The organism is Bacillus sp. FSL K6-0268, assembly GCF_038005425.1.
GTDB lineage: Bacteria > Bacillota > Bacilli > Bacillales > Bacillaceae_G > Bacillus_A > Bacillus_A thuringiensis_S.
On record NZ_JBBOTF010000006.1, the window covers coordinates 30,946 to 44,414 of the forward strand.

A 13,469-nucleotide genomic window follows, 5' to 3' on the forward strand; every position below is an offset into this window, starting at 1 on the left:
GTGCGGCGATAAAGTTCAGATTATTTTCGTAACTATAGTGTTTTATAGAAGTGCTATCCTGTAAAAGGAAGGGGGAGAAAAAAGAAGATGAGAAATATCTTTCGCACGGAGATAAGCGAATTTGAACGTGTTTCAGAGATATTAAAGGTATTGGCACACCCTATTCGTCTACAAATTGTACATCAATTGCTAAAAAAACAGTCTTTAAATGTGACAGAATTACAACAGTATTTTGATATGCCACAATCCACTGTTTCACAACATCTCGGCAAGTTAAAATCAAATAAGGTTGTAGCATATGAGCGAAAAGGATTAGAAGTATTTTATCGAGTGGATGATGAAAAAGTGAAACAAACGGTGAACATCCTGATGGGATAAACAGATCGCTTCGTGTATTTGTCTAGTTCATCATGTACGGATACAAAAATAGCACGAGGAGGGGATTCTTTTATGGGTGGAAATTCCTATTACACGCATATTACAGTAAAAGAACTTATTTTTATCCATGCCTATGTGACAGGGGAAGAAATCTCCTCTTCACAGGCATTACAGATTCTAGAACAGATTGCTCAGGAAGAAATGACAAGAACAAAGGCACAAAGACGACGATATCGGATAAAAAACAATGGAGAAGAATTGTTCCAATACTATAGACAGAAGCATCCGAAATTATTTGAGAAACAAAGATTGCACACGTATGAAGAGTTGAAACACCGAGCGGTGTCTTACTGTACGACTCATTTGACGATTCACATGTAATGTAGGGTGTACAGGAGAATGTTCTGTCCACTTCGACATGGTAATTATATCCAATTAGTTAATCGAGAGGGTAAAAAATGAACGTTCAGATTCCGTTCTAACAACACAAAAAGGAATAGTGAATGCATTCCTGTGTCGAAAGATGAAAACGCCATAGACAACGTGATAAGCACGTATAAAGAGCAGAGCGGTGAATTTGCAGATAGAACGGGTCTAGATACCGAAAAAATATAGGAGAAAGTTTAAGGAATAATATAAAATTTCACGTACCACAATGTTTATAAAAATAAAACCTCCAAAAAATCCACAAGGGTTGCTTCTTCTCTCCTTTCTCCGCTACAATAGATATATAGATTCTTGCCCATCCCCCGAAAAAGGGGAATAGCAAAAAAGACAGAATATGAAATAAGAAAGGTGACTCACTCTATGAATCAACCTTTAGTGAATTTACGAGTGGATTTTGCTTTTAAACAATTATTTGGTGTACAAGGACAAGAGGAATTATTGATTTCTTTTTTAAATGCAATCTTGCATGAATCCTTATCTATACCGATAGTATCGCTAAAAATTGAAGACCCACACCTCCATAAAGAATACGAAGAAGATAAATTATCCATACTAGATATATTAGCGACACTTCAAGATGAAACAAAAGTTAATATTGAAATTCAGTTGCGAAATACACAAGAAATTGTGAAACGCTCCCTGTATTATTGGAGTAAGTTATATACATCCCAATTAGAGCAGGGGATGCCTTACCGCTCTTTGCGAAAAACGATTGCCATCAATCTATTAGATTTTAAGCTCTTTCCTCATTATGATGATATGCATACAGTCGGAGAATTTTGGAGCAGGCAACAGAAGGAAGTGTTACTTGAAGACCTAGAAATACATTTCATCGAGATTCCAAAGCTAGTAAGACAATGGAGAGAAGAAAAAATTAATCCGTGGGAAAATGAATTCGCTCGTTGGTTACTTTTACTACCAGCGCACGAAGATGAACATTTAACCCACACGTTGGAGGATATAGCCATGAAACAAGATCCAATGTTACAGAAGGCAATCCACAAATGGGAAAATATGAGTCAGAGTAGCTCTTTCCGTCTCGCATATGAAGCACGTGAAAAAGTATTATTTGATGAACAAGCAAAATTAGCACATGCTCGTGAGGTTGGTATAGAAGAAGGAATGGAAAAAGGGAAGCAAGTTGGAAAAGAAGAAGGGCTTCAAGAGGGTATAGCAAAAGGAATGGAAAAAGGAAAAGAAGTTGGCATTCAAGAAGGGAAAATCCAACTAATTCAGGGCATGCATAAAAACGGAATGGATATAGAAGATATTGCAAAGTTTACGAGTATGGACCTGTCGGATATACGTCATATTTTGGGACAATAACAAGTAGGCATCCCTACATGAGATGCCTACTTGTTATTGTCTGATTATTCAGAGAGTTTTGTTTGTATTTCTCTCCTGCTAAACAAGCGATTGTACTGTTCCTGTATACTTTGGAGTTGTAAACTTAGTCCTTTTGCCATTGGTGCCATCTTGAGGTCTTGTTGTAAGATGAGCAATAACTGGGACACTTTTATAAGCATCTCGTGAATCTCATATGCTTCTTCTATCAAACCGTCTATATAAACCTGATGAAGAATAGACTCAATTCTGCCCATTTTTCCATCAATTTCTTGTAACAATTGTGCAGAATTACCAGACCATGACTTGTCCACGTATAATCCCTCTCCTGTCTTCGATATCTATTTGCATCCAATTTACTGATAGTTTTCATGTTACTATGGAAAAATAGAAAAGGAAATCTGGAAATTCAAACGATACACTTCTTCTGTTACATTCTTTTCAATTGTTTTTATAATTGAAATTTATATATGTATTACTATTCTTGTAAGTTTAGTGGTATATGGTATAAGCATTCCGAATTTCTATTAAAATATCAGCAATTCGTTTGCCATTTTTCAAAATCACGTGATTTTTTGTATACTCGTCTATACATTGTCCTAATTCTTGATTGAACATGACTTCTATTTCACCGTTTTCTCGCATGTTACTCGTTAATAAGGTCGGCTCTTTACTTAACAAGCAATACAATTGTAAGGTTTCAGCCAATACTGTCACTAATGGTCTCAATAGAATATCATGGTGTGGAAGCATATCAGCAGCAATTTGTTTATTTAAAACAAATTGAATGCCATTTTCTTTTACATCAAATCGATATAAGAAAATCATATACACATAGCACACCCTTTTCATATGATGTGTGAAGATATAAGAGAGAATAAGAATCGTATACTGTTGTATCATCCGCTCATTCCCTCAACTGAATAAAAGAATGGTCTATATTCATTATATATCAGGGGAAGTCACTATTCAATTTGTTATTTCATTTTAGCTGGATATTTCCAATCTGGCTTATCTTTTTTATCAGGTTTTATGTTTGTTTTTTGTTTTGGTTTCTTTTGCTCCACTTTGTTCTTCACTTGATTTTGTTGTTCGAATATATCTAATTTTGTTTGCATTTGTTCCACTTGTTCTTTTACTTCCTTAAGTTCCAACTTAATTTCTGATAGCAATCTTAAAATGGCATCGCCTTTATTCATAACAACCACCTTACTTCAGAAGATGAGTATTTTCTCAATGTATAATAGAACGAATTTTCTGTTTAATTTGGTATAATAAAGAAGAATAATTGCCATTATTCCCTTTTCAAAGGATGGACTATACCAATAGTCTGTTCTTTTTTTGATGCTTGTATCCTTTTAACATATGTTTAGAAAATCGATTCGGATATAATGCATGTAACATATCATACGGACTGCTTCCCCAAAACTTATCACAAGGGTACTTCAATCCTTGCTGTTTGATCCATTTTCCCGTATATATTTGTAGCAATGTTTCCTCCGTTAATTTTACCTTTTCTTCAATCGTCCATCGTAAAGCTTCTAACGCATTCTTTTCTGTCCAAAAATTATAAGGAGATACTGAGAATTCCCATCTCTTAAACCGCCCTGGATACAAAGAATTTAACATAATAAATGGATTATTACTCCAAAATTTATGTAATGGCACAGATAATTTCTGATTTTTAATCCACCTAGCACTATATATTCGTTTCAACTCCTCGTCCGACAATTGCTCCTTCTCTTCAATTGTCCACTTTAATGCTTCTAATGCTTTTTCTTCTGTCCAAAACCCATTCGGAGTTACCGGTAATTCCCATTCTTTAAACCGATTGGGGTATAAATCATTTAAAAATTGATACGGACTATCTTTAAAAAATTGGTTTACTGGCGTGCGTAGACCATGTTGAATTAACCACTTCATACTATACTTGCTTTTTAGCTCTTTGTCTGATAATTTTTCTTTTTCCTCAATTGTCCATTTTAGTGCTTCTAATGCTTTTTCTTTTGTCCAAAACCCTTTTGGAGTTACTAGTAATTCCCACTCTTTAAATCGATTCGGATATAACTCATTTAAAAATGCGTAGGGACTACCCTTCCAGAAAATGAAGCAAGGTGAATATAAATTTTGCTCTTTTATCCAACGCAGACTATATTTTTGCAAGAGTTCTCCCGCATTTAATTGCTCTTTTTTTTCAATGGTCCATAGTAGTGCTTCGATTGCTATTTTTTTTGTCCAAAAATATTTAGGAACACATTGAAATTGCCACTCTTTAAACCTTCCAGGATATAATGAATTAATCATCATATAAGGACTGTCTTTAAAAAAAATTCGACAAGGAGTCGTAAGTTTATGCTTTGCAAGCCATTTTGTACTATATACTTTCAAAATTTCTTTTTCATCTAATTGTTCTTTCTCTTCAATAGTCCATTTCAAAGCGTTCAATCCATTTTCCTTCGTCCAAAAATGTAGAGGGGCCATTTTTAATTCCCATTCTTTTACGTGTCCTGGGTACGCATCATTTAACATCCTATAAGGACTGTTATTATATTTTGCAAGCACTGTTGTTAATTTCATTTTTTGAATTAATTTTTGATTCCAGCCTTCACGAAGATCTTGTATATTCCATATTAACACTTGTTCAATTAAATATTTTGTAACACGCCTAGCTAGTTCATTATTTTCATCTTCACTCCAAGTTCCAGGTGGAAACTTCTTTCTGTCTCCATCTAATATTTCTTGATAGATTTCTTCAATTCTAACGGCAAGCATGTCATCACTCATTTCAATTGAATTTATGAAAGAGAATTCAGATAATTAAAATACGGTTAATTCTAAGATATAGGGTTAATTTTATAATAATAACTAGCATAGTATTTTTCAACCTGTTCATAAAGGTGTACTTTTACAGATCCATAGAAACATAGGGAAAAGCGCATCCATAAAAGTTGTGTTTTCACTTTACAGATGTCTTTAATTTTCATGTACCTTTACAGATGAGAATGAGATATAATTATGGTCGAGGTGAAGGAATTGCAATATAAACAATTTGGATATGTCAGAGTTTTGTGCAAGTAGAAAATACAGAGAGTTGCAGCGAAAAGTGCAGAGGCTAGCAGCTCGATTTTTTAAATAGTAATTTTAGTGTTTCCAGAAGACAACGCATTGCGTAAACGATAGCTTTCTCCCGTAAATGCAATAATGTGGGCATGATGGACCAAACGGTCCACCAATGCAGAAGTAAGTCGATTATCACCAAATATACGATTCCATTGACCAAATTCTAAATTCGAAGTAACTATCACACTTTTTTGCTCATAACAGTCGGCAATAATATGGAATAGGAGCTCCGCTCCTTGCTTTTGAAACGGTACATAACCTAGTTCATCTAAAATTAAGAGATCACATGATTCAATTTGTTTTTTTATACGAGTTAGATTCCCTTGTTTTAAAGCTTCTTCTAATATGCCTACTAAATCAGCTACTCGAAAAAACTTTACCTGATATCCTTGTTCACAGGCCTTTAAACCTAAAGCTGTTGCTAAATGTGTTTTTCCGGTTCCAGGAGATCCGAGTAATAAAAGGTTCTGTTTTCCTTCAAAAAATCGCAACTCACTAATATGTTCTTTGCTTGTCGTAGAAGGTAAATGAATTTGTTCACCCCATTCATAATCTTTCAACCACTTTAACTCTCTAAATTTTGCTTTTTTTATTAAAGTTGATACTTTTTTACTTTGTCGAGCTTCAATTTCTAAGTTTAAAATATCCTGTAAGAATTGTTCTTTATTTTCAAATACAACTTCATCATAATGCTCTAGAATAGAACTCAAATGTAATACTTTACAAGCTTCTTGTAGGTTTCTGTGTATCATAGTGAAAATGAACTCCTCTCTAAAGTTGGACAGAGTTTCCGATCGTATTGTTCTAAATCCGTTTCATAATCCACTAAAACAGATGGTGTGTGTTTCTCTTCCCATTTCTGCGGATAAGTTACTTGTTTCGCTTGTAATATGCCATCAAGTTCATAAGGGGTTTTTGATAGCCAATCCTCATTTTCTAAAACAACATGTAATTGTTGTAAAGAATACTTTTTGAGCAATCTTTTTATCCCTACTAAGCGTGATTTACGCTCTTCCGTTTGGAAGAGGAGATAATCCTGAACTCTCATAGGTAAGTATTTAAAATATCTTGAATAACGTACTACACGTGGTTTCTTTTCCCAATCTTCAAAAATTTCTTCCCAAGGAATGGGCCTATTTGTATGCATGTAAGGTCTATATTCTTTAAAGATTACTTCTCCTTCAGAAGTAAAACATGTAAATTGATCCCATTCTTTTTTTATGACAATAACTTGTTTGACATTTGTTTTGCGTAAAACAAATCGTTCTTGATCTACTGTAATTTCTCCATATTTATTTACAGTTGTAGTATCTAGTGAAAAGACCGATAGGTCTTCTAAAGGCAATGGCTTTAATGCATTTTTATCATCATTCCACAACTCCTCTATCATGATTTTCTTATCATAATGCGGTCGTTTTTGATCCTCTAATGCTTGTACTTCTAGCCACTGTGCAAGTTGTGAAAAACTTTCCATAACCGGTGAAGTTGTAAACCAATTATTACGTGTATAACTAACTTTACGCTCAACATTACCTTTTTCATGCCCGCTATAAGGGTTACATGGTTGTGTTTCAAAGTTATAATGCATTTGAAATTGTAAAAACGCTTCTGTATAAATACGATTTTCACCTTTTCCTATGGTGATTACAGCGGCGGATAGATTATCAATCCTAAGATGTGTTGGTACACCACCTGCTTGATGGAATAGCTGTTTTAAGCCTTCTAAAAAGCATTCCTTATTTTCAGCTGGTAATGGATAAGCAAATGCTGTATTGCTATGGGGAAAGCTTAACAATAGTACTTTAATATCTTTATATGCTCCATCTTTGACAACTGTCATATTTCCAAAATCAACTTGTGCTTCTCCAGGAGGATGTTCTAATCGTTCGTAACGTTTTTCTTTTGCTGTTTTTATCTGTGGTCTTCGATGTTGGATATAATCACATACGGTTCGATACGAACCTTGAAACTTATATTCTGTTTTTAATTGATTAAATATCTTTTTACTTGTTCTTCGTTCCTTACGGCGAAGCTTACTATCTTCCTCTAACCATAAATCTACAATTTCACCAAACTCACTATCATACATCATTCCTGTTTTTGTACAAACTGGACCAGTATCCGAAGGATACACTTCTTCATCAGCATACTTTTTGACAGTTCTCCAATTCTTTCCTAGTTTTCTTGCAATTTCAGAAATACTTAAATCATCATTTTCTCTTAAATGTTTGATATAATGAATTTCAGGCATTGTTAGCATCCTTTCTAGTCCTCCTGTTTCGTGTGGTAACGAAAACAGTAAGGGATTTATTAAGAGCTGACAAGCCTTTTTTTATGCACTTTATCTATGTACAAAATCGTTGCTCGACTCTGTACTTTTATTTTGCACTAAACAAGTGTTTCTAGTAAAGACCAAAATGAAGAACGTCAGATCGAAAATATGAAATATCTTGGCATAGAAGATCGAGACATTTTTATTGATAAGCAGTCTGGGAAAAATATGAAGAGAGAAAATTATCAAATGCTAAAACGCTTGGCTCGTACGGGCGATACAATTGTTTTTGATTCCTTAACAAGATTAGGTCGTAGCATGAATGATGTGCTAGAAGAATTTAGATATTACGAACAACAGCGAATTAACTTACAATTTATTAAAGAACCTTTTATTAATGTGAATTATAGCGGAGAAAGTACGAATGATATCATTCAACAGGCTGTACAAAAAGCAACTCTTACCATTCTTTCGGCCTTTGCAGAAAAAGAAAGGAATGATATCAAACAACGACAAGCAGAAGGGATTGCAATAGCAAAGAAGCAGGGAAAACTTTTAGGAAGACCACCCGTACAAATTACAGAGCAATTTATTGAGGCATATGAGGAATGGCAATCCGGAAAAATTACGGCCGTCGGGGCGATGAGAAAATATCAGATAAAGCGTTCTTCTTTTTACAAACTAGTAAAAGAATATGAAGCGCAAGAAAATACAAAACATGCTGATAAAAAAGAATGCCATGTAGAGAAAGGATAATTGAGTTTCTTCCTATTATATAGAAAGAACAGCGGAGACATTTGCATCCCTCTCGATTTCCTAAACGTGTCTTGCAAAATTTGGCGAAGACGTAATACCTGTTAAGGGGATTCTCTTGATAGGTTGGGGTTGCTATTATACATGTTAAACAGGGTACATCCATGCCGTAATGTTTAAACAAACGTTTGATTCGTCATTATTTGCACAAAAACAGGAGGATTCGCTATTTATAGCGAATCCTTCTAATCAAATGCATCTTTAATAATTAAAATGTGTCTAGGAATTCTTTGTCCTCTTTTGATATTACAATCCCTAAGTACAAAATTCTTTTTTGAATTAAATGTAATTTAGCACTTAAAAAGAGCGCAAATTACCATCTAAAGTTACAGATTAGAGCCAGCTAAGCCTGGAAGAATGTTATTTTGTTGATTTAATATTTTATGAATTTATTTCATTTAAAATTTTAGATTTGTTAGTAGTAAATAATATGTAATCTTGCGTTTGAGTTTTAATTAAAATGCGATTAGTTGTACCATAGGGTGAACCTATTCGAACAGCATTATTTTTTTCTCCAGCATAAGTATCATCTTCAGTAATTTCAATGATTTCTTTTAATGGAATGTTAATTTTTGCGAATTGCCATTTAATAATTAATTCTTCTTTTGTTTTTTTAACGTTAATTCCTAATGTAAACATATCATCAAAACCTTTCTATAGTTATAATTTTTATTATCTAATTGATTTTATAATATATACGATTAAGGTAACTTGAAATTTAAAAATAATTTCAAGTTATTTTTTTTCTATCCAGAAAGAACATAGAAAAATTAATAAAAAAGATAAAATACTCATAAAGGGTAAAGTAATAAAACCAAAATATTCAATTTGAATAGTAGTACAATCACTAGTAATATCACAAAAAGTACTTTTTGTGTGTAAGCTTTGAATTATATATTGGTAAGAAGATATTAATAATCCGAAAAAAGATAAAATCCTAAGGTAATATTTAGAATTAGCGTCTTTTATTATCAAAGAAATGATAATAATTAATGGTAAGGGATACATTAAAATTCTTTGATACCAACATAAATCACAAGGAACTAATTTTAGAATTCCGCTAAAATATAAACTACCTAAGGTAGCTAATGTTGAAATCAAGAGGGAGATTATTGAAAATTGTTTTAATGAAAGTCGTTTCATATAAATGACTCCTTATCAAATTTCGTTTAATTTTTCTTTTAAATTATTAGCGTATTCTAAGAATTCTTTTTGTATTTCTCTAGATTTTAAATTTCTATATATGTCTATTGATTGATCCCATTCTCCTAGAAAAAAATGTAATTTCAACATTGTATATTTAATATGATCATTTGTTGAATTAATAAGACTATATTTATTTTCTTCAGGGTTATCCAAATTTATTTGTAGATAATTTATTAGTTTTTTTGCTTTTAATTGTATATCTAGAAATATTAGAGCTGTTTTATAATAAGTTATATCAGAACAATTCGGAAAATTTTGTTCTAATAGTTTTAGTAATTCATTTAATTTTTTAAAGTCATTAGTTTGGAAAAGTATTTTACAAAGTAGTAACATAGTATCTAGATAATAATGTTTATCAGGAATAGAATTGTATAATTCTATTCCTTCTAATAATACATTTTTTATTAATGTACTATCTTTATTTCCTTGTTCTAGTTCTCGTGCGTAAAAAAATAACCATTTAGGATTTTTAGGTTCTATGTTAATCATTTGTTTTGTTAATTCAATATTTCTTTTATTTTTTGTTATTTGGTTAACAATTTTAGGGTTGTATCCGTCGTGATGCACATAAATATTTACAGTAATATTATTAGGAATAGTTTTATCTATAAATATTGGTTCTTCATGGACCTTTCCAGTAAACAGAAGGTTGTTCTTTAAAGAAAACAATCTTCTAGTGTCTGTATATATATGTCCGTTGTGTTCAGTAATTATAGGACTAACGACACATTTGATTTTTAAAAAATCTAGCAATTTTGCTATTCTTTTAGCTTTTCCTTTATTTTTTATATCATAGGTGTTATCTGCATCTATAAAATATATCCAGTCAGTTGAAGCAAGATTAATAATTTTATTTCTATGAAATGAAAAATCGTTAATCCAGTTTTCAAAAATTAGTTTTGTATTTGGAAAATGCTGTTTTATAATTCCTACTGTATTATCTGTTGATAAAGAATCAATGATAATAATTTCATCAAATTCGTTAATAATACTATTTAAGCATCTTTTTATACATCTTTCTTCGTTATAAGTTAAAATTCCACAAGTAATAGAAGGAGATTTTAGTTTTTGATATTTATTTACCATCTCTTCTAAACTTTCTTTGAAATTAATTTTTATATGTTGCATTGTATTAACTTCTTTTATAAGTTGTATATCTTGTAACAGTGAAGAATTAGGAAATTTTAAACTTAAATCTTGTGTAAGTTTATTTAAGTTATTCAACATTTTTTCCTCCTATGATTTATTTAGTTGTTAGTTATACTTAAGAAAGTTTTTCAATATTGTTTCTGATTGTACTTCTTCTAACCGTGCTATTTCTTTTCCATTTTTATAATGTAACCAAGTTGGTGTTTTGGTGATTTTTTGTTCTTTTAAGAAAGATACATCTAAATTTTTATCTTCCTCTACATTCATTGCAATAAGATTAATATTTTCTTCTTTTATTATTTTGTTTACAATAGGTTTCATTTGTTCACATCCTGGGCAACTTGTCTTATAAATATAAATAACAAATTCATCCTTAGATTTTATTTCATCTTTATATTGTTGTAAACTTATCTTTGTGTATAAGGGTTTTTTTAGGCTATTTGATTGAGAAATGAAACCTATTATGCAAATTGAAGTAATTATTAATAGGGCTATAATAAAAAATCTTTTTTTCATATATTTACCGCCTTTGTAGTTGTAAATTCCTTTATTGTTTTATCTTTAATAATGAATTTTCGATCATAATCATTTATCATTTCAGGGTTATGAGTGATAAATAATATAGTACATTCCAATTTAGATAAATTACTGTATATTTGTTTAAATGTTTTTGAATCTACATTACTAAGCGATTCATCTAGAATTAAAATATTTGGATGATGGAGAATAGCTCGTGCTAATGATAATCTCTGTTTTTGACCAGTAGATAAATTTGAAGCATTTTCATTTAAATGAAAGTCAAACCCTTGTGGTAAAGAGTTTATAAGATCGTAAATTTCTGCAACTTGACATGCTTTTATAATACTTTTGTTGTCGAAATTTTTTCCCATACATAGGTTTTCTTCAATGGTATTTTTAAACAAGAATGGGTTTTCATTTAAATAAATAATCTTTTTTCTTAATTCTTCTTCATTAAAATTATTAATATCTATATCATTAATAAATATTTTTGATTGCTCTACGTTATAAAATTTAACTAATGTTTGTGCAAGTGTACTTTTTCCTACTCCACTTTCTCCAACTAATAAAATCTTCTCGTTCTTAAGAATTGATAAGTTTACATTCTCAATAATGTTGCTAAATTCATCAAAACTAAAGGAAAAATTACGAAACTGTATTTTGGAAATGTGTTGTAGTTTTTTTATGTGTTTTATTTTATTTATAGGGTAATTTAAAATGTCTAAGAATCTATCTGCTGCAACAAACGCTTTTTGTAAATCTGATTGTACATTTATTAATCGGTCTAAGGAATTTATCAAAAATAGTACAAGGGAATTAATAAGTAATAAGGTTCCTAGTGTAATTGCATCATTTAAAACTTGTTGAGATCCAATCCACAAGATAATTATAGATGAAGAACTGTTAATCAAATATCTTAAAGTGTTATTGTTATTTACTGTTTTTAATTCTTTCATTGTTGAGTTAAGTTGTTTGTCAAATATTTTTTCAAATGATGTTGAAAAGTATTCTTTTTTATTAAAAGCATATATAGTGGGCATGTTTTTTATAAATTGAACTAAAAAAGAAGTCGTTTTCGCCCTATTTATCATTAGATTTTTATTTCTTTTTTCAAGAATTTCATAAAAAATAATTGTTAGACAGATTATTAGGAGTAAAGGTAATAGAGCTGTAAAGAATAGAATGTGATTTATTTTAAAAAGAATAAAACTTATTCCTAATACTATGATGATATCTAATACTGCAGATACAATATTTACGCTGAATATATTTCGAATATAAGAACTATCATTAAATCTAGAAATAATCTCTCCATCATCCCTATTTTTGAAGAAATTAATGGGCATTTTAGTTATTTTGTTAAAGTATTTTTCTGATATATTTTTATCTATTCTATAAGAAATTTTTAATATACATAGATTTCTTATATAGTCGAAAAACACACGAAATAAATTACTGATTAAGAATATTATTCCTAAGTAAAGTAGGTAGGAGTCTAAGTGCATTGGAATAATAAGATCTACTACAAATTTTAAAAACATAGATAATCCAACTGTTAATATGACAAGTAGTAAGGATAAAAGAAATACTATAATTAAAGATCGTATGTTTTCTTTTATAATTTTTAAAAAGAATGTTTTTTTATAAGATGAATTATTTATTGTATTAAAATCTTTTTTAGGTCCCTCAACGATTAACATTACTCCTGAAAACACATTGTTAAATTCTTCAATTGACATCTTAGTGATTTTTTCTTCCTCGGGATCACTTATAACTACATGATTTTTTTCTTTTTTATAAACAACTATATAATGACCTTCATTATCATAATTTATTAAGGCAATACAGGGAGTTTTAATTCGTTCTAATACATCTATTAGTTTATTTTTATTAACTTGTACTGGCTTGCAAGAAAAATCATCGAATTTTTTAAATAGGGAAATTAAGTCTTTTAAACTATAACCTTCTTTATCGAATGTAAGATCTCGTAGATAATCTATTCCATAATTAAGACCGTGGAATTTTAATATTGAAGAGATACAAGCAAGTCCACAGTCGTGTTTATCAAGTTGCTTTGTATGTATGAAATTTTTTTTATACATAATACATCTTCCCTTAAGATATAAATTTTTATTTAAAACCAAAAAGAAATTTCATCGTAATATATGATGAAATTTCTTTTTGATCTATATAAATTCGTTCATTTGTAAATAGAATTTAT

At 30.5% G+C, this 13,469-nt stretch carries 14 protein-coding genes and 1 pseudogene; 4 read left to right on the top strand and 11 right to left on the bottom strand.

The features are described 5' to 3' along the window. Positions 1-87 precede the first annotated feature (87 nt). From MHI28_RS35375 to MHI28_RS35385, 3 genes are all read left to right on the top strand, one after another. Positions 88-378, top strand: a complete 291-nt coding sequence (locus MHI28_RS35375) for a metalloregulator ArsR/SmtB family transcription factor (protein ID WP_197263153.1) — start codon at positions 88-90, stop codon at positions 376-378. 72 nt (positions 379-450) lie between these two features. Continuing rightward, a complete protein-coding gene (locus MHI28_RS35380) occupies positions 451-759 on the top strand; it encodes a 50S ribosomal protein L7ae (RefSeq protein WP_197263154.1) in 309 nt (102 codons plus the stop codon). Between the two features lie 426 nt (positions 760-1,185). Further along, positions 1,186-2,151 (top strand): Rpn family recombination-promoting nuclease/putative transposase, encoded by a 966-nt coding sequence (locus MHI28_RS35385; RefSeq protein WP_078185719.1) that lies wholly within the window; start codon positions 1,186-1,188, stop codon positions 2,149-2,151. Between the two features lie 44 nt (positions 2,152-2,195). Here MHI28_RS35385 and MHI28_RS35390 read toward each other — a convergent pair whose 3' ends face one another. The 6 genes from MHI28_RS35390 to istA form a co-directional block, all read right to left on the bottom strand. After that, complete coding sequence (locus MHI28_RS35390; protein WP_078185720.1) at positions 2,196-2,483, bottom strand: hypothetical protein; 288 nt, start codon at positions 2,481-2,483, stop codon at positions 2,196-2,198. A gap of 178 nt (positions 2,484-2,661) precedes the next feature. Further along, entirely contained in the window at positions 2,662-2,997 is a 336-nt protein-coding gene (locus MHI28_RS35395; protein ID WP_134208736.1) for a hypothetical protein, read from the bottom strand. A gap of 149 nt (positions 2,998-3,146) precedes the next feature. Continuing rightward, the gene (locus MHI28_RS35400) at positions 3,147-3,368 is read right to left on the bottom strand and encodes a hypothetical protein (protein ID WP_078185722.1); all 222 of its coding nucleotides are present in this window, start codon (positions 3,366-3,368) and stop codon (positions 3,147-3,149) included. A gap of 118 nt (positions 3,369-3,486) precedes the next feature. Then, entirely contained in the window at positions 3,487-4,941 is a 1,455-nt protein-coding gene (locus MHI28_RS35405) for a hypothetical protein (RefSeq protein ID WP_088029414.1), read from the bottom strand. 356 nt (positions 4,942-5,297) lie between these two features. After that, positions 5,298-6,041 (bottom strand): IS21-like element helper ATPase IstB, encoded by a 744-nt coding sequence (istB, locus tag MHI28_RS35410; protein WP_172404313.1) that lies wholly within the window; start codon positions 6,039-6,041, stop codon positions 5,298-5,300. Continuing rightward, positions 6,038-7,549: an IS21 family transposase gene (gene istA, locus MHI28_RS35415; RefSeq protein WP_078188121.1), complete on the bottom strand. Its 1,512-nt coding sequence runs from the start codon at positions 7,547-7,549 to the stop codon at positions 6,038-6,040. The genes istB and istA overlap by 4 nt, the downstream gene beginning before the upstream one ends. Positions 7,550-7,687: 138 nt before the next feature. On the opposite strand from istA, the pseudogene MHI28_RS35420 reads away from it, so the two are divergent. Further along, positions 7,688-8,317: pseudogene (locus MHI28_RS35420) on the top strand (recombinase family protein); the annotation flags it as partial. A 438-nt stretch (positions 8,318-8,755) separates the two neighbouring features. Here MHI28_RS35420 and MHI28_RS35425 read toward each other — a convergent pair. The 5 genes from MHI28_RS35425 to MHI28_RS35445 all read right to left on the bottom strand — a co-directional run bounded on the left by MHI28_RS35425 (position 8,756) and on the right by MHI28_RS35445 (position 13,350). Continuing rightward, a complete protein-coding gene (locus MHI28_RS35425) occupies positions 8,756-9,013 on the bottom strand; it encodes a SunI/YnzG family protein (RefSeq protein WP_078187484.1) in 258 nt (85 codons plus the stop codon). Positions 9,014-9,109: 96 nt separating this feature from the next. After that, positions 9,110-9,517 (bottom strand): disulfide bond formation protein B, encoded by a 408-nt coding sequence (locus MHI28_RS35430; protein WP_078187485.1) that lies wholly within the window; start codon positions 9,515-9,517, stop codon positions 9,110-9,112. Positions 9,518-9,532: 15 nt separating this feature from the next. Continuing rightward, a complete protein-coding gene (locus MHI28_RS35435; protein ID WP_078187486.1) occupies positions 9,533-10,807 on the bottom strand; it encodes a SunS family peptide S-glycosyltransferase in 1,275 nt (424 codons plus the stop codon). 27 nt (positions 10,808-10,834) lie between these two features. Beyond that, positions 10,835-11,245: a thioredoxin family protein gene (locus tag MHI28_RS35440; protein WP_078187487.1), complete on the bottom strand. Its 411-nt coding sequence runs from the start codon at positions 11,243-11,245 to the stop codon at positions 10,835-10,837. Beyond that, positions 11,242-13,350 (bottom strand): peptidase domain-containing ABC transporter, encoded by a 2,109-nt coding sequence (locus MHI28_RS35445; protein ID WP_078187488.1) that lies wholly within the window; start codon positions 13,348-13,350, stop codon positions 11,242-11,244. Before MHI28_RS35445 ends, MHI28_RS35440 begins: the two co-directional genes overlap by 4 nt. Between the last annotated feature and the right edge of the window lie 119 nt (positions 13,351-13,469).